This window comes from Streptomyces sp. NPDC031466 (assembly GCF_055581265.1).
In genome coordinates, this window is the sequence record NZ_JBVIJT010000012.1 from 226,833 (window position 1) to 252,630 (window position 25,798).

A 25,798-nucleotide genomic window follows, 5' to 3' on the forward strand; every position below is an offset into this window, starting at 1 on the left:
GGTGTTGGTGTTGGTGTTGGCATTGGTGTCAGGGGCGATGACGGTGGGTGGCGTGCAGGGCCGCGCAACCCCTGAGCAGCGCGAGCAGGCCGCGTACCGCCGCGTCGAAAGCGGCCGGTGAGCCGGCGGAGCGGGCCAGCACGTAACCGCCCTGCACCGTCGCGACGACCGTCGACGCGATCTCCCGCGCGTCGAGCGCGGACGTGAACTCGCCCCGCGCACGGCCCTCTTCGAGGATTCCCGCGAGCCGGTCACGCAGCCAGTCGAGGGTCGCGGTGACCGGGGCGCGCAGTTCGTCGCTCGCGATGACGTCCGGGTCCATCGTGAGCCGCCCGACCGGGCAGCCCCGCAACACGTCCCGCTCCCGCAGCAGATACGCCTCGATCCGCCCGTACGCGGACCCCGGGGCGCCCAGCACGGCCTCGGCGGCGGCCCGCATCTCCTCGGCCGTCCGCCGGATCGCGGCCAGCGCGAGATCGGGCTTACCCGCGAAGTGGTGGTACATGCTGCCCTGCCCCGCGCCCGCGTGCTGCTGGATCGCCTTGGGGCTGGTGCCGATGTAACCCCGCTCCCACAGCAGCTCGCGGGTGGACTCGATCAGACGCTCCGGAGTGCTCATGCGGACACTGTACATACTAGTAGGTACAGAGGTCTACGGGCGGTGTGTCTCTCGCGGTCCTCGGCACATCTGCCGCCAACATGCCGGCGCACCCGCCCTGTTGCGTGCTGCGAGTCGGGTCGGGTGGCGTCCGGTGGCGCGACGGACAGCTCCTTCAGGTCCGCCGTGCCGCCGGGGCGGCTCGCGGTGGTCGCGCCGGGGGGCCCGGCCGGGGGAGCCTCGGGGGCCCGCGCCCCGCTCGGCGGGCGGCACGCCTCGGTGTGCCGCCGGCCGTCTCCACCGGGTGAGGCCGAGGAGGACGGTCACCGCCCGGTCAGCCGGCAACGGCCGACCGGGCGGGAGTCTTCGCGGCCGACCCGTACGCGGGATACGCGGGCACGGTCGTCAAGGGGCAGGGCGCGGGCAGCGTGAACCACACGGTCTTGCCCGTGTCGCCCCGCGGGCACACGCCCCAGCTCTCGCTGACCGCCGCGACCATCGCGAGGCCGCGGCCGCAGGTGGCGAAGGGTTCGGCGTCGTGGACCTCGGGGAGCCGAGGGTCGTTGTCGTGGACGGAGACTGTGAGGCGGTCGAGCAGCAGCTCGATCTCCACGGTGCAGCCCTTGTCCGGTTCGGCGTGCCGGTGGACGTTGCTGAGCAACTCGGTCACACCGAGCGCGGCCTGGTCTATCAAGGGATCGAGATGCCAGTAGCGCAACTGCGCAGAGACGATTCTGCGGACCTGGCGGATCCGCGACGGCAGAGCCTGGAGCTCCACCGTGCAATGCCTGCTTGGTTGGCTGATCACGGCTGCGACTCCCCGAATTGAGGTCCGGAAGAAGACGACGTTCGGATCGAGCAGGGGGCCGCGTGGTCTGCCGCCTGCTGCGTGGCCGGCGGCGGGCTGGTTCTTCAGCGTCATCGCCGGTAAACCCAGAGTGATGTGAGACCAGAGTGACTCAGGGGGTGCGGGCGTGCAACCGCGCGCGCCGCCGGGGGTCCCGCCGCCCGGCGGCGCCCACGGCGCCGAGGCGCCTGCCGTCCGGCTCCGCCCAGGGCGGCGCCGGCTCTTCCCTCCGCCCCGGCCCACGGCGCCGGACGGCCTTCCGCCCGGCCCCGCCCACGGCACCGGGAATCCGGGTGTCCAGTTCCGCCCACGGCGGCCAACAGCCTTCCGCCCGGCCCCGCTCACGGCACCGAACGGTCTTCCGTCCGGCCCCGCCCGTGGTAGCGAGGACCTGTGCGTCCGGCTCCGCCCACGGCGGCCAACAGCCTTCCGCCCGGCCCCGCTCACGGTGCTGGACGGCCTTCTGCCCGGCCCCGCCCGCGGTGCCGGGAATCCGGGGGTCCGGCCCCCGCCCGGCGCGCCGAGGACCCGCGCGGCCGGCCCGCTCACGGCGCCGGGGGCGCTTACGCTCAGCTCCGTCGGCGCCGCTCGCCGGCCCGGCGGACGGCTTCGATGAACCGGCGCACGGTCGGCGGGCCGCCCTGCCCCGGGCCCGGCTCCCGCTCGCCGAGCGTGAGTGTGTAACGCCTGCCGTTCACGTCGGCCAGCGCCTGATCCTCCGCCGCGAACCACGGCTTGCCCGTGCGCACCGCCTGCACCGGCGCGCTGTCGATCTCCTTGCCGTAACTGGTGAGCAACTCCAGTCTGCCGTCGGCGATACGGACCTGCCCGGCCCGGGTGAGGGAACGCAGGCGCCGGCCGATCCGCACGCCCGTGGCCGTGAACTCCGGCTCCGCCATGAGGCTCCGCCCCCTTGTGCTTCTCGGTGAACCGCTCCTGTCGGGACACGTGCCCCGTGCGGTGCAGTCTGCACGCCACCGGCGCCGAGCACCAGTGTGCGTGGAGACCTCCCGACATGTGGCGGACGGCCCGTGCCGCCCCCGCGCCACCGGCTGTCCGACGGAGGGGGCCAGCAGTGGCTTTGGGCTGCCCAAAGGTGTGTTTATGCAGGTGAGGGGCGTGCCGGGGGTGTTTATGATCGGGGGGTACGGCCGCGTCGAGTCGCGTCCGGCACGACGCGAAGGAGCCCCGCGGTGAGCACCCCACAGCCGGATCGAGCCGACGGTCCGATGCCCACGCTCGACGTCGACCACAGCGACGAGGAGTACCGCGCCTGGCTGAAAGAAGCCGTCCGCAAGGTCCAGGCCGACGCCAACCGGTCGGCCGACACCCACTTGCTGCGCTTCCCGCTGCCCGAGCACTGGGGCATCGACCTGTACCTGAAGGACGAGTCGACGCATCCGACCGGCAGCCTCAAGCACCGCCTCGCCCGTTCGCTCTTCCTCTACGGTCTGTGCAACGGCTGGATCAGGCCGGGCCGCCCCGTCATCGAGGCCTCCAGCGGCTCCACGGCCGTCTCCGAGGCGTACTTCGCGAAACTGGTCGGCGTGCCCTTCGTCGCGGTGATGCCGCGCACGACCAGCGCCGAGAAGATCCGGCTGATCGAATTCCACGGCGGACAGTGCCATTTCGTGGACGACCCGCGCACGATGTACGCCGAGTCGGCCGCCCTCGCCGTCGAGACCGGCGGCCACTACATGGACCAGTTCACGTACGCGGAACGCGCCACCGACTGGCGCGGCAACAACAACATCGCCGAGTCGATCTACCAGCAGCTCCGCCTGGAGCGCTACCCCGAGCCGGCGTGGATCGTCGCCACGGCCGGTACCGGCGGCACCTCGGCGACCATCGCCCGCTACGTGCACTACATGCAGCACGACACCCGCATCTGCGTGGCCGACCCGGAGAACTCCTGTTTCTTCGACGGCTGGACCAAGAGCGACCCCGACGCGACGAGTGACTGCGGCTCCCGCATCGAGGGCATCGGCCGCCCCCGCATGGAACCGAGCTTCGTGCCCGGCGCGATCGACCGCATGATGAAGGTGCCCGACGCGGCGTCCGTCGCCGCCGTGCGCGCCCTGGAGCAGGCCATCGGCCGCAAGGCGGGCGGCTCCACCGGCACGGGCCTGTGGAGCGCCCTGAAGATCGTCGCCGAGATGGTGTCCGCGGGCCGCACGGGCAGCGTCGTCACCCTGATCTGCGACCCGGGCGACCGCTACCTGGACAAGTACTACTCCGACACCTGGCTCGCCGAACAGGGCCTGGACATCACGCCGTACGCCCGGGCGATCGACACGCTGCTCGCGACGGGAGCGTGGCCCGAGTAGACCGACGGCCCGTCAGGTGCCGGTCGCATCCTCGGTGTCCGTCGGGCCCCCGGCGTCCGACGTCTCGTCAGCGTCGGCGGTCGGTGCCGTGCCCGCGCCGCCCTCGCCCGCCACGAGCAGCCGGTTCAGCCGCTCGGAGATCTCCGCACGCGCCTCCGCCGGCAGCCCCGCGTCGGTCACCAGCGTGTCCACCTGCGAGAGCGTGGCGAACGAACTCAGCCCCACCGTGCCCCACTTGGTGTGGTCCGCGACCACCACGACCCGCCGCGCCGACCGCACCAGCCGCCGGTTCGTCTCCGCCTCGGCCAGATTGGGCGTCGACAGGCCGGCCTGCGGCGATATGCCGTGCACCCCGAGGAAGAGCACGTCGAAGTGGAGCGAGGCGATCGCCTGGTCCGCGACCGGCCCGACCAGCGAGTCGGAGGGCGTGCGCACCCCGCCGGTCAGCACGACCGTGGCCCCGCCCTGCCGCTGCCCCGAGCTGCGCTGGGCGCTGTGGAACACGTCCGCGACGCGCACCGAATTGGTCACCACCGTCAGATCCGGCACGTCGAGGAGGTGGTGCGCCAGCGCGTACGTCGTCGTGCCGCCGGACAGCGCGATCGCCGAGCCCGGCGCCACCAGGGACGCGGCGGTGCGCGCGATGTCCTCCTTGGCGGTCGGCTCCAGGCCGGACTTCGCCTCGAACCCGGGCTCGTGCGTGCTCGCCTCGACCACCGGCACCGCACCGCCGTGCACCTTCTCCAAGACTCCCTGGCGCGAGAGTGCGTCGAGATCCCGGCGGACCGTCATGTCGGACACGCCCAGCTTCCGGGTGAGTTCGTTGACACGGACCCCGCCCCGGCGACGCACCTCGTCGAGGATCAGGGCACGGCGCTGCTCGGCGAGAAGGTTCTGGTTCTCACTCACACCCGGCCCGGCCCCTCTGCCTCGTCACACCCGCCGCGCCCGACCGGCGCACGGCCTCATCCTCGCATGTGCCACCGACAGCCGGACGATCACCCGCGCGCGGGTTCACGGCCACCCGGGAAGGGGAGATTACGTGACGAGGGGTGCGCCGTCGGCAGTGAGCCGGGATCCTTGTTCCCCACCACGCACACCTCGGGGGAAGCGGAACAGTGGAGCGTGCGACACAGGACGAGACGGCCCTGGAACTCCTGGTCCATGGAGTCGGGGGCACCACACCGGACCAGATGCTGGGCGACCCGCGCACCGTGCGGATCGCCGGCGACGACACGGCGGCGCTCTTCCGCCGTGCCGAGGACGCCGACGCGGAAGCGCGCCCCGACGACTACCGCGGCAAACCGGTCCCCGAGGCCTACGTCTGGTGCAACCTGACCTCCGGCAACGGCTCCCGCGCCCTGTGGCTCCTGCTGCTGCCCTTCATGGTCGTCAACCTCGCCCACTGGATGCGCCCCACCTCCCGCCACCGCCGACGCCTCGCGCGCACCTACGGCCTCCTGGTGCGGCTGACCGGGCTCACCCTCACCGTGCTGCTCGTCGCCGCCGCCTGCGAGGTCGCGCTCGACCTCACGGCCTGGCAGTGCGCGGGCACCCCCCGGTGCTCCGCCGGCCGCGCCTGGCTCGGCTTCCTCGCCACCGACGGCGCGGGCCACGGCGGCTGGTGGGCCCAGCCCGGCCGCCGCCTGGCCCTCGCCGCCCTGCTGCCCGCCGCCCTCACCGGCCTGCTCTGGTACCTCTCCCACCGCACCTGGAGCGCGTACGAATCCCAGCAGCCGCTGCCCCACCAGCCCGACCCGGAGGAGGAGACCAGCCGCACCGCGCTCGGCAGGCCCGGCTTCTGGTACGGCCGGCGGCTCGTCGCCCGGCTGCGCGCCGCCCACACCGCCGCGGGCCTGCTCACCGTCGCCGCCGCGGTCGGCGCCGCGGCCGCGCGCCACGACCGGCGCCCCGGCGGCCCCGCCCTCCTCGACGTCCTCGGCTGGACCCTCGTCACGGCGTTCGTCCTCGGCACGGGAGTCGTCGTGTGGGTGGTGTGCCGCAGGGGGCGCACCGAGAACCGCCTCGACCGCGAACTGGACCGGGCCCTCGTGCGCGGGCTCCCCCTGGCCACGCTCGCCCTGCTCGTGCTGACCCTGCTGTACGCGGGCTGGTCACGCCCCGGCTGGCAGTCCGCGGGCAGACTGCCCGGCGACGCGACCTTCGGCGGCATCGCCCTCGTTCAGGGCCTGTTGATCGTCGCCCTCGCCGGATGTGCCCACTGCCTGTACCGCACCTCGCCCAACGCCCGTACCGCCATCCGCGGCCTCGGCGGCCCCGCCGTCGCGATGCTGGCCTGCTCCCTGGGCGGGGTGATGTCCGGCGGCGGCGCACAGCGGGTGGCCGACTGGCTGGACGGCGCACACGGCTCCATCGCCGGCCCGCCCGTGCTCCTGACCTGGCAGGCGTCCGTGATCCCGGCGCTCCTGGTCGTCGTCGCCCTGCTGTGCGCCTGGTTCGGCGTGCGCACCCTCCAGCGCAAGCGCCGCGAGATGGCCGCGGTGGCGGCCGAGTACGCAGGCGAGCCCCAGGACACCACCCGCACCCGCCGCATCGCGGGCACCCGCGCACGGGCCGCCCTGACCGACCGCGCCCCGCTGCTCGTCGGCATCATCTCCGCCGTCACCCTGCTGCTCGGCGCGGGGGCCCTCGCCGGTGCCTGGCTGACGAAGAAGGTCCCCGCCAAGGCCGCGCAAGGCACCCCCGACATCGTGGAGGGCGCCGCCGAGACCTGCCAGGCGCTCGGCTCCTGGCTGATCGGCTTCGGCTTCATACTGTTCGTCACCTGGGGCCGGCGCGCCTACAAGGACGCCTCGGCCCGCCGCACCATCGGCATCCTGTGGGACGTCGGCACGTTCTGGCCGCGCGCCGCCCACCCCTTCGCCCCGCCCTGCTACGCCGAGCGGGCCGTCCCCGACCTGACCTGGCGGATGGCCGCCTGGACCCGGGCCACCAGCGCCACGGGCGGCCGCCTCGTCCTCTCCGGTCACTCCCAGGGCAGCGTCCTCGCCGCGGCGGCCGCCTGGCAGCTGCGCCCCTCGGTGCGCAGGCGGGTCGCCCTGCTCACCTACGGCTCGCCCCTGGAGCGCCTCTACGGCCGCTGGTTCCCCGCCCACTTCGGCCCGGCGGCGCTCACCTCCCTGCACCGCGAGGTCGACTGCTGGCGCAACCTGCACCGCCCCACCGACCCCATCGGCGGCCCCATCGACCTGCGCGGCGACTGCGGCCCACAGGTCGACCGCGCCGCCCTCAAGGACCCCCTCGCCTACGGCCGTACGGAGGAACACCCGCTCCCGGCACCGATCCGCGGCCACGGCGACTACCAGTCCGACCCCGCGTTCGCCGAGGAACGCGCGCGGCTCCTCGCCCGCCTCAAGGCGGTCGTGCCCGCCCCGAGGCCCGCGGCGACACCACCGCTCACACCGGCTCCGGCAGATCCTCCGGATACAGCAGGGTGAGGTCGTCCTTGCTCGGCTCGGGCAGTTGGGCCACGCGGCCCGCGTGCCGCTCCACCATCGCCTCGAAGGTCTGCCGCGCGGTGCGGCCGTTGCCGAACGCCGGACCCTTCGGGAGCGCCGTGAAGTACTTCAGGAGCGCCTCGCCGGCGCCCGCACCGAGCCGGTACTCGTGCTCCTCGGCCTGCTGCTCCACGATCCGCAGCAGCTCCTCGGGGGCGTAGTCGCTGAAGGTGATGGTCCGCGAGAACCGGGACGCGACGCCGGGGTTGACGGAGAGGAAGCGCCGCATCTCGGCCGTGTAGCCGGCGACGATCACCACGACGGCGTCGCGGTGGTCCTCCATCAGCTTCACGAGCGTGTCGATGGCCTCCCGGCCGAAGTCGCGCCCGGAGTCCTCGGGCGACAGGGCGTACGCCTCGTCGATGAACAGCACCCCGCCGCGCGCCCGGTCGAAGGCCTCCTGGGTGCGGATCGCCGTCGAACCGATGTGCTCGCCGACCAGATCGACCCGCGAGACCTCGACGAGATGGCCGCTCTCCAGGACACCGAGCGAGGCGAGGATCTCGCCGTAGAGCCGGGCGACCGTCGTCTTGCCCGTGCCCGGCGAGCCGGTGAAGACCAGGTGGCGGCGGGCGGAGGCGGCCTTGAGCCCGGCCAGCTGCCTGCGGCGGCCCACCTCGATCATGTCGGTGAGGGCGCGGACCTCCCGCTTGACGCTGTCCAGGCCGACCAGTGCGTCGAGTTCGCCCAGCACCTCCTTGGCGGCGCGGGCGGACGGCACGGGCACCGGCGGCACCTGCTGGGCGGGGACGGGGGCGAGCAGCCCCACGGTCTGGGTGGCGGTCCGCACGGCCGGCGCCTCCTGCGGCGGTGCACCCGGAGCGCGCGGCCCGCCGCTCTCGTCGCTCGCGCAGTCCTCGACCAGCGGACCCTCCTCCGCGAACTCGAAGCCGCCGCGCGCGCACCGCTCCGTGCGGCACTTCTTGAGCGTCGTACGACAGCCGTCGATGACGTGGAAGCCGTACCCGCCGCTGCCGCTGACCCGGCAGCCGTGGAAGCCGCCGCGGCCGCCCGCGGAGACGTAGAAACCCGCCTCGGCGGGCGAGGTGACCGTGCAGCGCTCGATGGTGGGATCCGCGCCCTTGGTGACGATCACGCCGGTCTGTACGTCGTCGATCGTGCAGCCGGAGAGGGTGCCGCCGCTGCCGTGGTCGCGGAACCACGCGCCCGTCGCCGCCTCCCGGATGCGGCAGTCGTCCAACTGCGCGGTCGCGCCGTCGCTCACCGACACCGCCGTGTTGCGCACCTGCGTCAGATCGCTGTCCACGACGTCGGCGCGCGAGCCCCGGTCCAGGACGAACAGCGCGTCCGGCACGTCCCGCACCCGGCAGGACTCCAGGACGGCCGTCGCGCCGTCGCTGACCCAGACCGCCGGGTAGTCGCCCGTGCTGTCGTGGATCTCGCACTGGTTGGCGTCCACGCGCGTGCCCGGGTCCCACACCGACAGGCCGTTGCGGCCGAACCGGCAGACCGTGGAACGCGTCAGCGTGAGCACGGAGCGCGAACGCAGGTCGATCGCGTTCTCCGGGATGTCGTGGATGCGGCAGTCCGCCAGGGTCAGCACGGCGTCCGTGTCGAGTGTGACGCCGTCCGCGGTGGTGCGGTGCACGTCGCAGTCGGTCAGCTGGGCCGACGCCCGCCCCGTGACGTGGACGCCCGAGCCCTTGACCTCGTACACCTCGCAGCCGATGGCCTCCAGGCCGGTGTGCTCGCCGGTCACCGAGAACCCGGCGCCCGACGCGTGGTGCACCCGGCAGCGCTCCAGGCGCGGGTGAGCGCCGCCGCGCACCGCCACGCCGGACTGGCCCGCCGCGACGACCTCGCACTCCTCGAAGACCCCGCCGCCGCCGTCGAGCACCGCGATGCCGATGCCGCCGGGATTGTCGACGGTGCAGCGGCGCACGGTGGGGCGGGCGCCGCCGCGCACCTCTATGCCGGCCGCGGAGCGGGTCACGACCCGGATGTCCGTCAGCTCGGGGGCGCCGTCCTCGACGAGCAGCGCGGGCGCGGCGGAGTCCTGGCCCTCGATGTGCAGGTCCCGCACGATCGCGGAGGCCCGCACCGTGAGCGGCACGCCGTCGGACGGCGCGATGCGCACGGAACCCCCGGGACCCTCCGGGCCGCGCAGCGTGACCGCGCGCCGGACCACGAGGTTCTCGCGGTAGGTGCCCGGGGCGACGGTCAGTATGTCGCCGTCGGCCGCGGCCTCCAAGGCGGCGGCGAGGGATGCGTACTCGCCGGTGCGGCGCCGCCACCGCGACGTGCCGGTGTGCGTCACCTGGACCGTGCCCTGTGCCATGGAGTTGCTCTGCCCCCACCTCGTCGTACGCGGGATCCTGCGCCGGTGTGCGCGATGTGCCGCACCGCCGCGCGAGGAGCCGAAGACCTCGGCCGGTCCACCGTAGCGCGCGGGAGCAGGGCCAGTTGACCCGATCGCCGGGCTGCTGCCCGCGCGGTCGGCCGCGCGGCGGCTCAGGAACCGGTGCCGGTCCTGCCCCAGTCCGGGCCCGCCTTGGCCCAGGCCTGGTCCAGACGGCGGTGGCGGCCGCGCACGATCCGCCACAGGACGAGCCTGCGGGTGCCCTCGATGACGGCGACGCTCGCCGTGGCCGCGCCGAATCCGGCGAGGACCGCGTGCGTGGTCGCCGTCGCGGTGTCCAGCGGCCGGCCGACGACCCGGCCGCGCTCATCGGTCCACAGCCGGAAGCGGTCCCCGGCCTCCGGGGTGTCGAGCGCCGCCACGACGACCCCTGCGCGACGGGTGCCGTCCGGCGCCGTCCAGCGCGCGAGCACGCGGCTGTGGGCGTCGCGCGCCGACGAGGTCTCGGGGTCGGGGTCGAGCGGGGGAGCGGGGACCCGCCGCAGGACCGAGGCGACGACCGCGTGGCGGGTCTCGCGCTGCTCGCGCACCGAACCGAGCAGGGCGCCGCGCGAGACACCGGCGGCGAGCGTGCCGACGAGGGGGGCGCCGACCACGATCAGCACGAGCGCGGCGAGCGCCAGCCAGGCCTCGGCCAGGTCGGTCCCGCGACGCAGCGGATTGTGCCGCCACCGCCAGAGTCCGGCGACTGCTCGCACAGCCCCGCACCCCCCTTCCGCGTCCGTCATGGCCGGGACTGGATGGGCACGGCCCGCGCGCGGGTGGCCGGATGGGGGAGCGGCATCGTCCTGCGGAGCCGCCCTCCTTCACGACACCTACGCGGCCGAGCTCGTCCCTCTCGCGTCCACGAACCTCAACGCCTGTGCCCCGCCTACGAGTTCCCCGCGGGGATGCCGGTCATGCCGGTCATTCGAGGATCGTGACGGCGTCACCGACGCGGATCGTGCCGGTGTGTTCGGGCACCAGATTCTGCCCGAAGACGAGCTGGTCGCCGAAGCGGCGGTGGCGGGCCAGCGTGCGCAGCGGTTCCTTGCCGCGCTCCGCGGTGTTCTGGTCGGTGGTCGTCACGACGCAGCGCCCGCACTTCTTGACGACGCGGAAGGTGACCTCGCCTATGGACAGGCGCTTCCAGTCGTCCTCGGCCCAGGGCGGGGTGCCGTCCACGACGACATTGGGCCGGAAGCGGTTCATCGTGAGCGGGCCCTCGTCGGCGTGGTCCCCCTGGGCGATCAGGGAGTTCAGGGCGTCCAGCGAGGAGAGCGTGGTGAGCAGCAGCGGAAAGCCGTCCGCCAGGCTGACCGTCTCGCCCTCCTCGGCGTACCCGGGGTGGAGGGGGCGGCGCTCGGCGGGGTCGTCGAGGTGCACGAGCCGCACGCTCGTGTCGAGGTGGGCGCTGAACCAGACGTGCGCCTCGGCGCTCGCCGGCACCGCCTCGACCTTGTCCCGCCAGATCTCCACCGGCACCGTCTCCACCGGCTCGGGCACGGCGATCGAAAGGGGCCTGCGGCCGGGAGCGGACACCCGGATGCCGCCGCCGGGCAGAAGCCCGGCGGCGGCCAACGCCATGCGCGGATGCGCCCGTTGCGAGATGAACCGGCCGTCGTCGTCCACCAGCATCCACCGTCGGTCACCCGCGAGCCCCCAGGGCTCCACGACGGCCTCGCGCGGGGCATGCCCCTGGGCCGCCTTGAGCGGGTGGATGTGGATCGACCGAAGGGCTGGTTTCGACATGGGGGACATCCTGCCAGCAGTCACTGACAGCGACGCCCCAAGGCGATCAGTACCCGCGATAGGGGCGGTTGTACGGATCCTCGTACGGCGCGGGAGCGGGGCGGGGCGCCGCCGGGCGCATCGCCTCGTACCCCGTGCCGGCGGCCGGCCGCTGGGGCTGGGCGCCGGGATACCCGCGCGGAGCGGCGGCCTGCTGCGGGATGTAGGGCGCGGGAGCGGCCTGGTGCAGCGGGGCCGGCTGCTGGGCCTGCGGGTAGCCGTACCCCGGATTGTGCTGGGCGGGGGCCGCCGGCAGCGCGGGCAGCGCGGACTGGAGGGCGGGCAGGTGGCTGTGGCTACCCGTGTCGTACGCGGAGGGGACCCGAATCGGGGCGATCTGGGGAGTGCCCCGCTCTGCGACGAGGGAGTCGTAGATCGGAGTGTCCGTGAAGGACGGCGCGGAGTAGTAACCGCCGCCATAGGTGGAGCGGGGGGAGGTCATACCCCATAAGTTAAGCCCTTGATGTGCTGGTTGGGGAGACCGATAAGAGGGTTGTTTTACGTGTCGGCGGTGGCGATGGACCCCCAATGCGAGCGAACTTGGGAAAATCGGTCGCCGAACGGCGTACGAATCGTGTAAAGACCGTGATCCTGGCGGGTTACCCGCGGTCGGCCGCAGCGCGGGCGCGAGGCCCGCGGGACGCGGTCATGGGCCCGCCTGTGACGCGGGTAATAGGTTGGCGGCGAACGGAATCGGCGGCCCTGCCGGACGCGGTGACTCACGATTGGGTGCGGACATGACCATGTCTAAAGGATCGAACGTTCCCCTGCCGGCATCCGCGGTGCGGGTGGAGCTGGGGTGGGCCTCGGGCGCCGGGGTGCCCGACGCCGACGCGTCCGCCCTGCTGCTCACCGCTTCCGGGAAGGTGCGCTCGGACGCGGACTTCGTCTTCTACAACCAGCCCGCCCACTCCTCCGGCGCGGTGCGCCACGAGGGCAAGCGGCGCGCCGAGGGCGGCGTCAGCGACGTGCTGACCGTCGACCTCGCGCGCGTGGAGCCCGCGATCGAGACCGTGGTGCTCGCGGCCTCGGCCGACAGCGGCACCTTCGGGCAGGTCCCCGGCCTGTACATCCGGGTGCTCGACGCGGCCGGCGGCGCCGAACTCGCCCGCTACGACAGCGCGGACGCGACCGTGGAGCGGGCCTTCGTGCTCGGCGAGCTCTACCGGCGCCAGGGCGCGTGGAAGTTCCGCGCAGTGGGCCAGGGATACGGCAGCGGCCTGGAGGGGCTCGCGACGGACTACGGGATCACGGTGGACCAGCCGGCCAGGACACCGCCTCCCGCCGCCGCACCCGCACCGGCACCCGAACCCGCACCGGTACCTGCCGCCGCACCCGCGCCCGTGTCTCCACCCGCACCCGACCCCGCCCCCACCCCTGTGCGCCTGACCAAGGTCACGTTGACGAAGGACGCCCCGTCCGTCTCGCTGACCAAGCAGGGCGGCACCTCGGGCGCCATGCGCGTGAACCTCAACTGGCAGACGCGCAAGCAGTTCAAGAGCTGGGGCGCGAAGCTCGGCAGGGCCGTCGCCCTGCACGCCGACCTCGATCTGGACCTCTGCGCGCTCTACGAACTCGCCGACGGCCGCAAGGGAGTCGTCCAGGCCCTCGGCAACGCCTTCGGGGCGCTGCACCAGCCGCCGTACATGCTGCTCGACGGCGACGACCGCACCGGCGCGGTCGCCAGTGGTGAGAACCTCACCATCAACCTCGACCACATCAAGGACTTCCGCCGCGTCGTCATCTTCGTGACCATCTACGAGGGCGCCCGCAGCTTCGCCGACCTCAACGCCACCGTCACCCTCCAGCCGCAGCACGGCGCCGCGGTCGACTTCTCGCTCGACGAGTGCACGGTCCCCTCGACGGTGTGCGCGCTGGCCCTGCTCACCAACACCGGCGGCGACCTCGTCGTCCAGCGCGAGGCCCGCTACCTCGTGCCCGAGCGCGGGGTGAGCCCGCAGCGCACCATCGACCAGGCCTACGGGTGGGGCATGAACTGGACCCCGGGCAGGAAGTGACCGCTCAGCGCCGCTCCACGGCGGGCCCGGTCGCGGCGTCCGGGCGCGCGTACGTACGCCCCTTCCAGGCCGCGCCCCGCCCCTTGTAGTGCCGCACCGCCGAGTCGACCGTCATCAGGAGGTACAGGAAGGCGGTCGCGGGCAGGAGGGGAGCGAGCCACCAGGGCTGCCCGTAGTACCGCAGCATCGGCAGGTACGTGCCGGTCATCACCAGCCACGCCAGGCCCCCCGGCACGGCGGCCCACACTTCGCCCGTGGCCAGGCCCACGACCAGGGCGCACGGCGGGGCGAGGTAGACCACCCCGAGCCCGACGACCGTGCCGGCGAGCACGAGCGGGTTGTGCCGTAGCTGGGCGTACGCGCTGCGCGCCACCATCTGCCACAGATCCGCGAGGCGGGGATAGGGGCGCACACTGTCGACGCCCTCGGCGAGCCCCAGCCAGAGGTGGCCGCCCGAGCGCCGCACCGCGCGCGCCAGCGCCACGTCGTCGATCACCGCGTGCCGGATGGAGTCGGGAACGCCCGCCCGCTCGGCGGCGTCGGCGCGCAGCAGGACGCAACCGCCCGCCGCGGCCGTCGTGCGCGCCCCCTTCCGCCCGATCTGGCGGAAGGGATAGAGCTGGGCGAAGAAGTAGACGAAGGCCGGCACCACCAGGCGCTCCCACAGGCTGCGCACGCGCAGCCGGGCCATCTGCGACACCAGGTCGAAACCGCCCGCGTGGGCGGCGGCCACGAGCTGCCGCAGGCTGTCCGGCGCGTGAGCGATGTCCGCGTCGGTGAGCAGCAGGTACTCCGGGTCCCGGGCACGGGCCAGACCGATCCCGTGCCGCACCGCCCAGAGCTTGCCCGTCCACCCCGCGGGCGGTTCACCGGGCGAGCCGACGGTCAGCGGCAGGCCCCCGTGCCGTTCGGCCAGCGCGCGCGCCAGCTCGCCCGTGCCGTCCGAGCTGCCGTCGTCGACGAGGAAGACCTCGGCCCGGCCCGGATAGTCCTGCGCGAGCAGGGACGGCAGGCTCACGGGCAGCATGTCCGCCTCGTCCCTGGCGGGCACGACCACACCGACCGACGGCCAGCGCCCGGGGTCCGCACGGGGCGGAAGGCGTACGTCCGTACGCCAGAAGAAACCCTGCCCCCACAGCAGCCACAGCCACGCGGCAAGCGATCCGGCGGCGGTCCACGCAACGGCGCTCATCCGTCGAAGTCTGCCCCACGGAACCGGGCCCGTGGGGGCCATCGACTATGGTGACCGGGTGAAGATCGCGCTCATGGACTCCGGTATCGGACTGCTCGCCGCGGCTGCCGCGGTGCGCCGCCTGCGGCCCGACGCCGATCTGGTGCTCGCCTCCGACCCCGACGGGATGCCGTGGGGGCCGCGCACCCCGCAGGACCTCACCAGGCGTGCCCTCGCCGTCGCCGAGGCCGCCGCCGCGCACCGGCCCGACGCCTTGATCGTGGCCTGCAACACCGCGTCCGTGCACACGCTGCCCGCCATGAGGGCCCGCCTGGAGCCCGCCATCCCGGTGATCGGGACCGTGCCGGCCATCAAGCCCGCCGCCTCCGGTGGCGGCCCCGTCGCCATCTGGGCCACGCCCGCCACCACCGGCAGCCCCTACCAGCGCGGCCTCATCGAGCAGTTCGCGAGCGGCGTCGCCGTCACCGAGGTGCCCTGCCCCGGCCTCGCCGACGCCGTGCAGTACGCGGACGAGCAGGCCATCGACGAGACGATCGCCGCCGCCGCTGCCCTGACCCCGCCCGATGTAAGGGCCGTCGTCCTGGGCTGCACCCATTACGAACTGGTCGCGGAGCGGATCCGCGCCGCCGTGCAGCAGCCCCAGCTGCCGCCGCTCGTCCTGCACGGCTCGGCCGGTGCCGTCGCCGCCCAGGCGCTGCGCCGGGTCGGCCGGTCGGCCGACGCCGGGTCCGGCACGACGGCGCCCGGTCTCACGGTGCTGCTGAGCGGGCGCGAGGAGCGGCTGCCGGCGGCGGCGCTCGCGTACGCCGAGGGGCGCATGCTCGCGGCGGTCAGCCCCGCGCTCTGACTCTCCCCGGCGCTGCCCCTGCTCCCGTGATGGTCACTCTGAGCGACGGCATGCCTTCGCGGCGGAACCTGAGTAGTCTCGAAGCCATGAAGGACCGAGCCCATGAGGAGCACGGCGAGCGAGCCGTGACCGACGGCCAGGCCGAGGTCTGGACCGGCCGCGCGACCAACCGCGTGCAGTGGCTGCTGGCCTGCGCGGGCGCGGCCTGCCTGGCCCTCGGCATCGCGCTCGCGGTCGGCTCCGTGTGGACCTCGGGCATCGCGCCCCTGCTCATGTCCGTCGTGGGCTGCATCGCCGCCGGCCTGCTGATGCTCTTCGGGACCCTCGCCTTCGTCCATGTGGCCGTGAAGGTCGACAAGGACTCCCTGGAGGTGCGCTGCGGCCATCTGGGCCTGCCGCGCCGCCACATCCCGCTCTCCCACGTCGTCGGCGCGGACTTCGCCCCCACGGTCACCCCCCGGCACTGGGGCGGCTGGGGCTACCGGTGGCGGCCCGAGAAGGGCACGGCCGTCGTGGTCCGGCGCGGCGAGGGCATGGTGATCCGGCTGGGCGACGGCCATACGTTCACGGTGACCGTGGACGACGCCGAATCCGCGGTCCGCGCGATCCGGGCCCGGCTGAAGCTCAGGGGTACATCGCCCTGACCCCGGGCGAGGGCGTCCACCGCGCCGGAACGGGGTGCCTTCGGGCGCTCCGACCGCGCTGTCGGCGCCCAGGTGAGGCGCCGTACACTCCCCGGGTGACCGCCACCACCACTCCCGTGGACGAGCCGGACCAGCTCGATCCGCGGCCCGCGCCGGCCCCCCGCCCCACGCGCGCCCTGCGACGGCTCGTGCCCGCCACCTCGGCGGCCCTCTCCGGAGTGCTGCTCTACGTCAGCTTCCCGCCCCGCACGCTGTGGTGGCTCGCCCTGCCCGCCTTCGCCGTCCTCGCCGGGACGCTGCGCGGCCGCACCTGGAAGGCCGGCTTCGGCCTCGGCTACCTCTTCGGCCTCGGTTTCCTGCTGCCGCTCCTGGTGTGGACCGGCGTCGAGGTCGGCCCGGGACCGTGGCTGGCGCTCGCCGCCGTCGAGGCCGTCTTCGTCGCCCTGGTCGGCGCGGGCATCGCGGCGGTCTCCCGCCTGCCCGGCCATCCGCTGTGGGCAGCCGCCCTGTGGACCGCGGGCGAGGCGGCACGCGCGCGTGCGCCCTTCGGCGGCTTCCCCTGGGGCAAGATCGCCTTCGGCCAGGCGGACGGTGTCTTCCTGCCGCTCGCCGCGCTCGGCGGCACCCCCGTGCTCGGCTTCGCGGTCGTCCTGTGCGGCTTCGGCCTGTACGAGGTCGCGCGCCGGGCCCGGGACGCGCGCGCCGAGGGTGGTCCGCGGCGCGGGGCGATGGCCGTCGCCGTGCTCAGTGTGCTCGTACCCCTCCTCGGCGCCTTCGCCGCGCGGCCCCTCGTCGGCGACGACGCGCAGGACGGCAGCGCGACCGTCGCCGCGATCCAGGGCAACGTCCCGCGCGCGGGGCTCGGCTTCAACGCGCAGCGCCGCGCGGTCCTCGACCACCACGTGCGCGAGACCAAGCGCCTGGCCGCCGAGGTGAAGGCCGGCCGGATCAAGCGCCCCGACCTCGTGCTGTGGCCGGAGAACTCCTCCGACATCGACCCGTTCACCAACCCCGACGCGCGCCAGGAGATCAAGGACGCCGTCGCGGCGATCGGGGTCCCGCTGTCGGTGGGCGGCGTCGTCGAGAAGCCGGACGGCAAGCTCTACAACGAGCAGATCCTGTGGGACCCGGAGAAGGGCCCCACGGACACCTACGACAAGCGGCAGATCCAGCCCTTCGGCGAGTACATCCCGCTGCGCGGCCTCATCGGGGTCTTCAGCAGCGACGTCGACATGGTCCGCCAGGACTTCAGCCGGGGATCCCGGCCCGGCGTCTTCACCATGGCCGGCACCAAGGTGGGCATCGCGACCTGCTACGAGGCCGCCTTCGACCGGGCCGTGCGGGACACCGTGACGGGCGGCGCCCAGATCATCTCCGTACCCAGCAACAACGCCACCTTCGACCGCAGCGAGATGACGTACCAGCAGCTCGCGATGTCCCGGGTGCGCGCGGTCGAGCACAGCCGCGCCGTCGTCGTCCCGGTGACCAGTGGCGTCAGCGCGGTCATCATGCCGGACGGCACGGTGCGGGCGAAGACGAAGTGGTTCACCGCCGACTCGCTCGTGGAGGAGATCCCGCTGCGCTCGTCGCGGACCCCGGCCACCCGCCTCGGTGCGCTGCCCGAGGGCGTCCTGGCGCTGCTCGCCGCGGGCGGACTCGGCTGGGCCCTGGCGTCGACGCGGACCCGGCGGACCACCGGCGAGTGACCCCCGGCCGGTGTCGGCAGGGGCGGCGGTGAGGCGCGGCTAGGGTCGGAACATGGCAACTCCCGATTTCATCCGCACGATCCGCGCCGACGCGGGCCAGCAACTCCTGTGGCTCCCCGGGGTCACCGCCATCGTCTTCGACGACGCGGGCAGAGTGCTGCTCGGACGGCGCTCCGACAACGGCCGGTGGTCGGTGATCGGCGGGATCCCGGAACCGGGGGAGCAGCCCGCGGAGTGCGCGGTGCGCGAGGTGTACGAGGAGACGGCCGTGCGCTGCGTGCCCGAGCGCGTGGTGCTGGTGCAGGCGCTCGAACCGGTCACCTACCCCAACGGCGACACCTGCCAGTACATGGACATCACGCTGCGCTGCCGGGCCGTCGGCGGCGAGGCACGCGTCAACGACGACGAGTCGCTGGAGGTGGCGTGGTTCGACGTGGACGCGCTGCCGGACCTGCACGAGTTCTCGCTCTTCCGCGTCAAGCAGGCGCTGGTGGAGGGCCCCACGTGGTTCGAGCCGACCGCGGAGCGCTGAGAGGCGGCCACGGAGCGCCGAGAGCGGCACGGGCGCCCAGAGCGGGCACGGGTGCCGAGAGCGGGGCGCGGGACGCCGAGTGCCGGCCGTGCCCTGCCGGCTGCCGTGTCCCACCGGGCCCCGCCGCGGCCGGTGGGACCTCCGTTAGCCTGAGGGCACGATGAACCGTTTGAGCACGTCATGGGGCGCGTACGACCTCACCCGCTTCCCGGAGGACCCCCGCGATCAGCTGCGCGCCTGGTCGGCGGCCGACGCCTATCTGCTGCGGCACCTCGCCGGCGAGGAAGGGGCGCCGGCCGCCGACCTGAGCGGCACCGTCGCCGTCCTGGGCGACCGGTGGGGGGCGCTGACGACCGTTCTCGCCGGGCACACGCGCGTGCCGGTGCAGATCACCGACTCCTTCCTCGCCCAGCGGGCCACCCTGGTCAACCTGGGGCGGGCGGGCCTGGCGCCGGACGCGGCACGGCTCCTGACGACCAGGGACACGCCGCCCGCGCGGATCGACGTCCTCCTGGTCCGCGTGCCGAAGAGCCTCGCTCTCCTGGAGGACCAGCTCCACCGGCTGGCCCCCGCACTGCACGAGGGCACCGTCGTCGTCGGCACCGGCATGGTCACCGAGATCCACACGTCGACGCTGGAGCTGTTCGAGCGGCTCGTCGGGCCGACCAGGACCTCACTGGCCCGGCAGAAGGCGCGGCTCGTCTTCAGCACCCCGGACCCGGCGCGCACCCCGGGACCGAGCCCTTGGCCGACCACCTACGCGCTGGCCGACGACGCCGGGGCCGGCGCCGGGCTGACGGTCGTCAACCACGCCGGCATCTTCTGCGCCGACCGGCTCGACATCGGCACCCGCTTCTTTCTGAAGCACCTGCCGCGCGCCCGCGCCGGCGCGCACGTCGTGGACCTGGGCTGCGGCAACGGAGTGCTCGGCACCGCCGCGTCCGTCGCCGAGCCCGACGCCGCCGTCACCTTCATCGACGAGTCGTTCCAGGCCGTCGCCTCCGCCGAGGCCACCTTCCGGGCCAATGCCGCCCAGGGCGCGAAGGCGCACTTCGTGGCCGGGGACGCGCTGGCCGCCGTGCCGCCCGGGTCGGTGGACCTCGTCCTGAACAATCCGCCGTTCCACAGCCACCAGGCCACGACCGGCGCGACCGCCCGGCGCATGTTCGGCGGCGCGCGGGCCGCGCTGCGCCCCGGCGGGGAGCTGTGGGTCATCGGCAACCGCCACCTCGGCTACCACGTGAAGCTCCGCAAGCTCTTCGGCAACGCGGAAGTCGTGGCGAGCGACCCGAAGTTCGTCGTGCTGCGGGCGGTCAAGGGCGGCCACTGAGCCGCGGCGGGCCGTCGCCGCGCCGCGCCCGCGTGTGCCGGCCGCCGCCGCGCCGGTTCCCGCCGGCGGGGCCGAACGGCCCTCTTCGGGTTCGCGGCGGCGCCCGGGCGGTGGCAGCGTCGGAGGGAGGAATGCCGAGGCCGATCCGTTCCGGTGCAGCCGGTCCGTTCCGGTTACGCCGGATCCAACCGTCTCGCGACGACTGACCCGGCGTTCTCGTGGAACCCGCGCCCCCACCACGTATCCCTGTATCCGCCGCACACCCCGACCCTCGCGAGGAGACCTCATGGCGCCCATGGCGAAGGAGGACCTGGCGGCACTCGACGCACACTGGCGTGCCGCCAATTACCTGGCCGTCGGCCAGATCTACCTGATGAGCAACCCGCTGCTGACCGAGCCGCTGCGACCCGAGCACATCAAGCCGCGCCTGCTGGGCCACTGGGGCACCTCACCGGGACTCAATCTCGTCCACACCCACCTCAACCGCGTCATCAAGGAACGCGACCTGGACGCGCTGTGTGTGTGGGGGCCCGGCCACGGCGGCCCGGCCGTGCTCGCCAACTCCTGGCTGGAGGGCAGCTACACCCAGACGTACCCGGCGGTGACGCGGGACGAGGAGGGCATGGCGCGGTTGTTCCGCCAGTTCTCCTTCCCCGGCGGGGTGCCGAGCCACGTCGCGCCCGAGACGCCCGGCTCGATCCACGAGGGCGGTGAGCTCGGCTACTCCCTCGCGCACGCCTACGGCGCGGCCTTCGACAACCCCGACCTGGTCGTGGCCTGCGTCATCGGCGACGGCGAGGCCGAGACCGGGCCGCTGGCCGGATCCTGGCACTCGAACAAGTTCCTCGACCCCGTGCACGACGGCGCCGTCCTGCCGATCCTCCACCTCAACGGCTACAAGATCGCCAACCCGACGCTGCTCGCCCGCCTGCCCGACGCGGAGCTGGACGCGCTGCTCAAGGGCTACGGCCACGAGCCGCTGTACGTGGCGGGCGACGACCCGCTCACCGTCCACCAGACGATGGCCGACGCCATGGACGAGGCGCTGGACCGCATCGCCGCCCTCCAGCGCGCCGCCCGCAGCGGCGGCGCGCACACCCGCCACCGCTGGCCCGTGATCGTGCTGCGCACCCCCAAGGGCTGGACCGGCCCGGCAATGGTGGACGGCGAGCCCGTCGAGAACACCTGGCGCGCCCACCAGGTGCCGCTCTCCGAGGTCCGGGAGAACCCGGCTCATCTGCGCCAGTTGGAGCAGTGGCTGCGCTCCTACGGCCCCGAGGACCTCTTCGACGCGAACGGCACACCCGTCCCCGAGGTCCTGGCGTGGGTCCCGGCGGGCGAACGCCGGCTGGGCGCGACGCCGCACGCCAACGGCGGCCTGCTCAGCAGCCCGCTGCCGCTGCCGCCGTTGGAGGACTTCGCCGTCCCCGTCGAGCGCCCCGGCGCCACCCTGCACGAACCGACCCGGGTGACGGGCGAACTGCTCGCCCGCGTCATGGCCGACACCGCGCGGCGCCGGGACTTCCGCGTCGTGGGGCCGGACGAGACCGAGTCGAACCGTCTGGGGGCGCTCTACGGGGTCACCGGCAAGGCCTGGCAGGAGCGCGTCCTCGACACCGACGAGAACCTCGCCCAGGACGGCCGCGTCATGGAGGTCCTGTCCGAGCACCTGTGCCAGGGGTGGCTGGAGGGCTACACCCTCACCGGCCGGCACGGCCTGTTCTCCTGCTACGAGGCGTTCGTCCACATCGTCGACTCGATGGTCAACCAGCACATCAAGTGGCTGAAGACCTCGCGTTCCCTGCCCTGGCGCGCGCCCGTCCCCTCGCTCAACTACCTGCTCACCTCGCACGTGTGGCGCCAGGACCACAACGGCTTCTCGCACCAGGACCCCGGGTTCGTGGACCACGTCCTCAACAAGAGCCCCGACGTCGTACGCGTCTACCTGCCGCCGGACGCCAACACCCTGCTGTCGGTGACCGAGCACGTCCTGGCCAGCCGCGACTACGTCAACGTGGTCGTCGCGGGCAAGCAGCCCTGCTTCGACTGGCTCTCCCTCGACGCGGCCAGGGCGCACTGCGCGCGCGGTGCCGGTGTGTGGGAGTGGGCGGGCACGGACGACGGCTCGCGCGAACCCGACGTGGTCCTGGCCTGCGCGGGCGACGTGCCGACGCAGGAGGTCCTCGCCGCGGCGAGCCTGCTGCGGGAGCTGCTGCCCGAGCTGGCCGTCCGGGTGGTGAACGTCGTGGACATCGCCCGCCTCATGCCCCGCGAGGAGCACCCGCACGGCATGCCGGACGACGAGTACGACGCCCTCTTCACCGCGGACCGGCCGGTGATCTTCGCCTATCACGGGTATCCGTGGCTGATCCACCGCCTGGCCTACCGCCGCACCGGGCACGCCAACCTCCACGTGCGCGGGTACAAGGAGGCGGGCACGACCACCACCCCCTTCGACATGGTCGTCCGCAACGACCTCGACCGGTACCGGCTGGTCATGGACGTCATCGACCGCGTCCCCGGCCTCGCCGCACGGGCCACGGCCGCGCGCCGGACGATGGTCGACGCCCGTACCCGCCACCACGCGTGGATCCGCGAGCACGGCACCGACCTGCCGGAGGTCGCCGACTGGAAGTGGCCGGGCGCCAGTGCCGGATGAGCTGTTCGGTGCCGGACTGTTCCCCCGGGCCCGCGCCGAGATCGGCCCGGGGGCCGTGCACCTGCCGGACTGGCTGCCGGCGGCGGCGCAGCTTCGGCTGGTGGAGGCGTGCCGGCGGTGGGCGAAGCCGCCGGCCGGGCTGCGGCTGGTCAGCACGCCCGGCGGCGGGACCATGACGGCCCGGCAGTTCGGCCTGGGGTGGCACTGGTATCCGTACGGGTACGCGCGCACCGTCGTCGACGGGGACGGCGCGCCCGTGAAGCCGATGCCGCCGTGGCTCGCCGAGCTGGGCCGCGCGGCGGCCGAAGCGGCCGGGTACGGGAGCGAGGAGCCGGACGGGGAGGCGTACGACATCGCACTGGTCAACTTCTACGAGGCCGACGCCCGCATGGGCATGCACCGCGACAGCGACGAGAAGTCCCTGGCCCCGGTGGTGTCGCTGAGCCTCGGCGACACCTGTGTCTTCCGCTTCGGCAACACCCGCACGCGCGCCAAGCCCTACACCGACATCGAGCTGCGCAGCGGCGACCTCGTGGTCTTCGGGGGTCCGTCCCGTCTCGCGTACCACGGGGTGCCCCGGGTGCTGCCCGGCACGGCGCCGCCGGCGCTCGGGCTGACCGGGCGGCTGAACATCACGCTGCGGGTGAGCGGACTGCGGGACGACGGGCCGTGAGCCCAAGGGCTCTCAGGCCTCCAGGTCGAGCAGCTGCCGCTTGCGTTCGAGACCGCCCGCGTACCCGGTGAGGGAGCCGTCGGCGCCGATCACCCGGTGGCAGGGGCGCACGACGAGCACGGGGTTGCGGCCGATGGCCGTGCCGAGGGCGCGGACCGCCGCCCGGGACAGGCCCAGCTGTTCGGCGAGCCGCCCGTACGTGGTCGTGGTGCCGTAGGGGACCGTGTCCAGGGCCTGCCAGACCTTGCGCTGGAACGCGCTGCCCGCCCCCACGGCGTACTCGACGTCGAAGTGGGTCAGGCTCCCGGCGAAGTAGGAACGAAGCTGGGCGGCGATCGCCCCGAACGCCTCGTCGTCACGGACCCAGCCCTCGCGCACGACCGCCGCGCCCTTCTGGCCCGGCATGGACAGCGAGGCCAGCGCCGTGCCGCCCTTGGCGGTGGCCGACGGCTCGCCCACCAGCAGCAGCTCGCCCAGCGGACTGTCGATCGTCGTGTGGACGGTCATCGCAACTCTCCTCGCGTTCTGTGACTGGAGTCCAGTCTGCGCCCCGCACGCGGCTGCGGCTGGCGGGATTCGGACACGACGCTCAGGTAGGGCCCCGGTGGCCCCCGGTGTGCCGGGAGACGTGCGCCGTGAGATGCCGCTCACGCTTTATGCAACTAGTTGCACAAGCTTCCCGGCGTCGTCTACAACTGTCGGGTAGACACCGCGTACGGAGGCGCCGCATGAGCCGTTACCCGAACCTGCTGAACCCGCTCGACCTGGGCTTCACCACCCTGCCCAACCGGGTCCTGATGGGCTCCATGCACGTCGGCCTGGAAGAGGCGCCGAACGGGTTCGAGCGCATGGCGGAGTTCTACGCGACCCGCGCGCGCGGCGGCGTCGGCCTCATCGTCACCGGCGGCATCGCCCCCAACGACGAGGGACGCCCCTACGAGGGCGGCGCCAAGATGACCACCGAGGCCGAGGCCGAGGAGCACGCCCGCATCACCGCCGCCGTGCACGCCGAGGGTGGCCGCATCGCGATGCAGATCCTGCACTTCGGGCGGTACGCCTACCACGACAAGCTGGTGGCCCCGAGCGCGCTCCAGGCGCCCATCAGCCCCTTCGTGCCCCGCGAACTCACCGACGACGACGTAGAGCGGACCATCGATGACTTCGTCCGCGCCGCCGAGCTGGCCAAGCTCGCCGGCTACGACGGCGTCGAGATCATGGGCTCCGAGGGCTACCTGATCAACGAGTTCATCGCGGCCCCCACCAACCGGCGCACCGACCGCTGGGGCGGCGCCTACGAGAACCGCGTGCGCTTCCCCGTGGAGATCGTCCGCCGCACCCGCGAGCGCGTCGGCACCGACTTCATCCTCATCTACCGGCTCTCCATGCTGGACCTGGTCCCCGGCGGCTCCACCCTGGAGGAGGTCGTCCACCTCGCCAAGGCGATCGAGGCCGCCGGCGCCACGATCATCAACACCGGCATCGGCTGGCACGAGGCGCGCATCCCCACCATCGCCACCTCGGTGCCGCGTGGCGCCTACACCTTCGTGACCAAGAAGGTGATGGGCGAGGTCTCCGTCCCGCTCGTCACCACCAACCGCATCAACACCCCCGAGATCGCCGAGCAACTGCTCGCCGACGGCGCCGCCGACATGGTCTCCCTGGCCCGCCCGCTCCTCGCCGACCCCGACTTCGTCGCCAAGGCCGCGGCCGAGCAGTCCGAGGCGATCAACACCTGCATCGGCTGCAACCAGGCGTGCCTGGACCACACGTTCAACCTCCAGATCACCTCCTGCCTGGTCAACCCGCGCGCCTGCCACGAGACCGAGCTGGTGCTCTCGCCGACCCGCACCAAGAAGAGCATCGCCGTCGTCGGCGCCGGACCCGCCGGACTCGCCTTCGCCGTCTCGGCGGCCGAGCGCGGCCACGACGTGACGCTCTTCGACGCGGCCCCCGAGATCGGCGGGCAGCTCAACGTCGCCCGCAAGGTCCCCGGCAAGGAGGAGTTCGACGAGACCCTGCGCTACTTCCGCACGCAGCTCGCCCTGCGCGGCGTGAGCGTCCGGCTGAACACCGTCGTCACCGCCGACGACCTCGCCGAGGCCGCGTACGACGAAGTGGTCGTCGCCACTGGCGTGACCCCCCGCACCCCCGAGATCCCCGGCACCGACCACCCCAGCGTCGTCGGCTACCTCGACGTGCTCCGGGACGGCGCGCCCGTCGGGGAGCGGGTCGCGGTCATCGGCGCGGGAGGCATCGGCTTCGACGTCGCGGAGTACCTCACCGACGGCGGCGAGAAGGCGAGCCTGGACCCGGCGACGTACTTCCGCCAGTGGGGCGTCGACATGGACTACCGCGAACGCGGCGGTCTGACGAAGCCCGAGCGGCCCACCCCGCCGCGCACCGTCCACCTGCTCCAGCGCAAGGCGACCAAGGTCGGCCAGGGCCTCGGCAAGACGACGGGCTGGATCCACCGCACCGAACTGCGCCACCGCGGCGTCACGATGGTGGCGGGCGTCAGCTACGACCTGATCGACGACGCGGGGCTGCACATCACCGTCGACGGCGTCTCCTCCGTCCTGCCCGTCGACACCGTCGTCCTGTGCACCGGCCAGGAACCGCGCCGCGGCCTCTACGACGAGCTGCGCGCCGCCGGGCGCAGCGTGCACCTCATCGGGGGCGCCGACGTCGCCGCCGAGCTGGACGCCAAGCGCGCCATCAAGCAGGGCACGGAGCTGGCCGCGGCCCTGTGAGCCCGTC

At 73.6% G+C, this 25,798-nt stretch carries 21 protein-coding genes; 11 read left to right on the forward strand and 10 right to left on the reverse strand.

Annotated features, from left to right (window positions below):
* Window positions 1-28: 28 nt before the first annotated feature.
* From ACZ5GP_RS28950 to ACZ5GP_RS28960, 3 genes are all read right to left on the reverse strand, one after another.
* Window positions 29-634, reverse strand: coding sequence for a TetR/AcrR family transcriptional regulator (locus tag ACZ5GP_RS28950; protein ID WP_468753634.1), 606 nt, complete (start codon window positions 632-634; stop codon window positions 29-31).
* Between the two features lie 298 nt (window positions 635-932).
* A complete protein-coding gene (locus ACZ5GP_RS28955; protein ID WP_468753635.1) occupies window positions 933-1,406 on the reverse strand; it encodes an ATP-binding protein in 474 nt (157 codons plus the stop codon).
* 608 nt (window positions 1,407-2,014) lie between these two features.
* Window positions 2,015-2,344, reverse strand: coding sequence for a hypothetical protein (locus ACZ5GP_RS28960; RefSeq protein ID WP_468753636.1), 330 nt, complete (start codon window positions 2,342-2,344; stop codon window positions 2,015-2,017).
* A gap of 330 nt (window positions 2,345-2,674) precedes the next feature.
* Between ACZ5GP_RS28960 and cds1 the strand changes: the two genes are divergently transcribed.
* Window positions 2,675-3,772 (forward strand): L-cysteine desulfhydrase Cds1, encoded by a 1,098-nt coding sequence (gene cds1 / locus ACZ5GP_RS28965; RefSeq protein WP_468753716.1) that lies wholly within the window; start codon window positions 2,675-2,677, stop codon window positions 3,770-3,772.
* 12 nt (window positions 3,773-3,784) lie between these two features.
* Here the strand turns inward: cds1 and ACZ5GP_RS28970 are convergent, their stop codons facing one another.
* The gene (locus ACZ5GP_RS28970; RefSeq protein ID WP_468753637.1) at window positions 3,785-4,681 is read right to left on the reverse strand and encodes a DeoR/GlpR family DNA-binding transcription regulator; all 897 of its coding nucleotides are present in this window, start codon (window positions 4,679-4,681) and stop codon (window positions 3,785-3,787) included.
* A 284-nt stretch (window positions 4,682-4,965) separates the two neighbouring features.
* On the opposite strand from ACZ5GP_RS28970, the gene ACZ5GP_RS28975 reads away from it, so the two are divergent.
* Window positions 4,966-7,230, forward strand: a complete 2,265-nt coding sequence (locus ACZ5GP_RS28975; RefSeq protein ID WP_468753717.1) for a hypothetical protein — start codon at window positions 4,966-4,968, stop codon at window positions 7,228-7,230.
* On the opposite strand, the gene ACZ5GP_RS28980 is transcribed toward ACZ5GP_RS28975, so the two are convergent.
* From ACZ5GP_RS28980 to ACZ5GP_RS28995, 4 genes are all read right to left on the reverse strand, one after another.
* Window positions 7,190-9,589, reverse strand: a complete 2,400-nt coding sequence (locus tag ACZ5GP_RS28980) for a right-handed parallel beta-helix repeat-containing protein (RefSeq protein ID WP_468753638.1) — start codon at window positions 9,587-9,589, stop codon at window positions 7,190-7,192. The two genes, ACZ5GP_RS28975 and ACZ5GP_RS28980, sit on opposite strands and share 41 nt — an antisense overlap.
* Window positions 9,590-9,762: 173 nt before the next feature.
* Window positions 9,763-10,368: an Rv1733c family protein gene (locus ACZ5GP_RS28985; RefSeq protein WP_468753639.1), complete on the reverse strand. Its 606-nt coding sequence runs from the start codon at window positions 10,366-10,368 to the stop codon at window positions 9,763-9,765.
* Between the two features lie 208 nt (window positions 10,369-10,576).
* Window positions 10,577-11,401 (reverse strand): MOSC domain-containing protein, encoded by an 825-nt coding sequence (locus ACZ5GP_RS28990; RefSeq protein ID WP_468753640.1) that lies wholly within the window; start codon window positions 11,399-11,401, stop codon window positions 10,577-10,579.
* 46 nt (window positions 11,402-11,447) lie between these two features.
* Window positions 11,448-11,882 carry a DUF6643 family protein gene (locus ACZ5GP_RS28995; protein ID WP_358913455.1) on the reverse strand — a complete coding sequence of 145 codons (435 nt, stop codon included), beginning with the start codon at window positions 11,880-11,882 and terminating at the stop codon, window positions 11,448-11,450.
* Between the two features lie 301 nt (window positions 11,883-12,183).
* Here ACZ5GP_RS28995 and ACZ5GP_RS29000 point away from each other — a divergent pair, with 301 nt between their 5' ends.
* A complete protein-coding gene (locus ACZ5GP_RS29000; RefSeq protein ID WP_468753718.1) occupies window positions 12,184-13,458 on the forward strand; it encodes a TerD family protein in 1,275 nt (424 codons plus the stop codon).
* A gap of 4 nt (window positions 13,459-13,462) precedes the next feature.
* On the opposite strand, the gene ACZ5GP_RS29005 is transcribed toward ACZ5GP_RS29000, so the two are convergent.
* Entirely contained in the window at window positions 13,463-14,650 is a 1,188-nt protein-coding gene (locus tag ACZ5GP_RS29005; RefSeq protein WP_468753641.1) for a glycosyltransferase, read from the reverse strand.
* A gap of 58 nt (window positions 14,651-14,708) precedes the next feature.
* Between ACZ5GP_RS29005 and ACZ5GP_RS29010 the strand changes: the two genes are divergently transcribed.
* The 7 genes from ACZ5GP_RS29010 to ACZ5GP_RS29040 all read left to right on the forward strand — a co-directional run bounded on the left by ACZ5GP_RS29010 (window position 14,709) and on the right by ACZ5GP_RS29040 (window position 23,041).
* A complete protein-coding gene (locus tag ACZ5GP_RS29010) occupies window positions 14,709-15,497 on the forward strand; it encodes a glutamate racemase (protein ID WP_468753642.1) in 789 nt (262 codons plus the stop codon).
* A gap of 86 nt (window positions 15,498-15,583) precedes the next feature.
* Window positions 15,584-16,141, forward strand: coding sequence for a hypothetical protein (locus tag ACZ5GP_RS29015; protein ID WP_468753643.1), 558 nt, complete (start codon window positions 15,584-15,586; stop codon window positions 16,139-16,141).
* A gap of 95 nt (window positions 16,142-16,236) precedes the next feature.
* Window positions 16,237-17,847 (forward strand): apolipoprotein N-acyltransferase, encoded by a 1,611-nt coding sequence (gene lnt, locus ACZ5GP_RS29020; protein WP_468753644.1) that lies wholly within the window; start codon window positions 16,237-16,239, stop codon window positions 17,845-17,847.
* Window positions 17,848-17,899: 52 nt separating this feature from the next.
* On the forward strand, window positions 17,900-18,379 hold the full coding sequence (locus ACZ5GP_RS29025) for an NUDIX hydrolase (protein WP_468753645.1): 480 nt from the start codon (window positions 17,900-17,902) through the stop codon (window positions 18,377-18,379).
* A gap of 160 nt (window positions 18,380-18,539) precedes the next feature.
* The gene (locus ACZ5GP_RS29030; protein ID WP_468753646.1) at window positions 18,540-19,709 is read left to right on the forward strand and encodes a methyltransferase; all 1,170 of its coding nucleotides are present in this window, start codon (window positions 18,540-18,542) and stop codon (window positions 19,707-19,709) included.
* 295 nt (window positions 19,710-20,004) lie between these two features.
* On the forward strand, window positions 20,005-22,368 hold the full coding sequence (locus ACZ5GP_RS29035; RefSeq protein WP_468753719.1) for a phosphoketolase family protein: 2,364 nt from the start codon (window positions 20,005-20,007) through the stop codon (window positions 22,366-22,368).
* Window positions 22,358-23,041, forward strand: coding sequence for an alpha-ketoglutarate-dependent dioxygenase AlkB family protein (locus ACZ5GP_RS29040; RefSeq protein ID WP_468753647.1), 684 nt, complete (start codon window positions 22,358-22,360; stop codon window positions 23,039-23,041). Before ACZ5GP_RS29035 ends, ACZ5GP_RS29040 begins: the two co-directional genes overlap by 11 nt.
* Window positions 23,042-23,053: 12 nt before the next feature.
* Here the strand turns inward: ACZ5GP_RS29040 and ACZ5GP_RS29045 are convergent, their stop codons facing one another.
* Window positions 23,054-23,548, reverse strand: coding sequence for a methylated-DNA--[protein]-cysteine S-methyltransferase (locus ACZ5GP_RS29045; RefSeq protein WP_468753648.1), 495 nt, complete (start codon window positions 23,546-23,548; stop codon window positions 23,054-23,056).
* A gap of 221 nt (window positions 23,549-23,769) precedes the next feature.
* Between ACZ5GP_RS29045 and ACZ5GP_RS29050 the strand changes: the two genes are divergently transcribed.
* The gene (locus ACZ5GP_RS29050; protein ID WP_468753649.1) at window positions 23,770-25,791 is read left to right on the forward strand and encodes an oxidoreductase; all 2,022 of its coding nucleotides are present in this window, start codon (window positions 23,770-23,772) and stop codon (window positions 25,789-25,791) included.
* Window positions 25,792-25,798 lie beyond the last annotated feature (7 nt).

Excerpts from the sequence above, each read along its gene's own strand:
- ACZ5GP_RS29035 (WP_468753719.1), top strand. The coding sequence starts at position 20,005 with ATGGCGAAGGAGGACCTGGCGGCACTCGACGCACACTGGCGTGCCGCC.
- ACZ5GP_RS29030 (WP_468753646.1), top strand. The coding sequence starts at position 18,540 with ATGAACCGTTTGAGCACGTCATGGGGCGCGTACGACCTCACCCGCTTC.
- cds1 (WP_468753716.1), top strand. The coding sequence starts at position 2,675 with ATGCCCACGCTCGACGTCGACCACAGCGACGAGGAGTACCGCGCCTGG.
- ACZ5GP_RS29000 (WP_468753718.1), top strand. The coding sequence starts at position 12,184 with ATGTCTAAAGGATCGAACGTTCCCCTGCCGGCATCCGCGGTGCGGGTG.
- ACZ5GP_RS29045 (WP_468753648.1), bottom strand. The coding sequence starts at position 23,548 with ATGACCGTCCACACGACGATCGACAGTCCGCTGGGCGAGCTGCTGCTG.
- ACZ5GP_RS28990 (WP_468753640.1), bottom strand. The coding sequence starts at position 11,401 with ATGTCGAAACCAGCCCTTCGGTCGATCCACATCCACCCGCTCAAGGCG.
- ACZ5GP_RS28995 (WP_358913455.1), bottom strand. The coding sequence starts at position 11,882 with ATGACCTCCCCCCGCTCCACCTATGGCGGCGGTTACTACTCCGCGCCG.
- ACZ5GP_RS29015 (WP_468753643.1), top strand. The coding sequence starts at position 15,584 with ATGAAGGACCGAGCCCATGAGGAGCACGGCGAGCGAGCCGTGACCGAC.
- ACZ5GP_RS28950 (WP_468753634.1), bottom strand. The coding sequence starts at position 634 with ATGTACAGTGTCCGCATGAGCACTCCGGAGCGTCTGATCGAGTCCACC.
- ACZ5GP_RS29025 (WP_468753645.1), top strand. The coding sequence starts at position 17,900 with ATGGCAACTCCCGATTTCATCCGCACGATCCGCGCCGACGCGGGCCAG.
- ACZ5GP_RS28960 (WP_468753636.1), bottom strand. The coding sequence starts at position 2,344 with ATGGCGGAGCCGGAGTTCACGGCCACGGGCGTGCGGATCGGCCGGCGC.
- ACZ5GP_RS29050 (WP_468753649.1), top strand. The coding sequence starts at position 23,770 with ATGAGCCGTTACCCGAACCTGCTGAACCCGCTCGACCTGGGCTTCACC.
- ACZ5GP_RS28975 (WP_468753717.1), top strand. The coding sequence starts at position 4,966 with ATGCTGGGCGACCCGCGCACCGTGCGGATCGCCGGCGACGACACGGCG.
- ACZ5GP_RS28980 (WP_468753638.1), bottom strand. The coding sequence starts at position 9,589 with ATGGCACAGGGCACGGTCCAGGTGACGCACACCGGCACGTCGCGGTGG.
- ACZ5GP_RS29005 (WP_468753641.1), bottom strand. The coding sequence starts at position 14,650 with ATGAGCGCCGTTGCGTGGACCGCCGCCGGATCGCTTGCCGCGTGGCTG.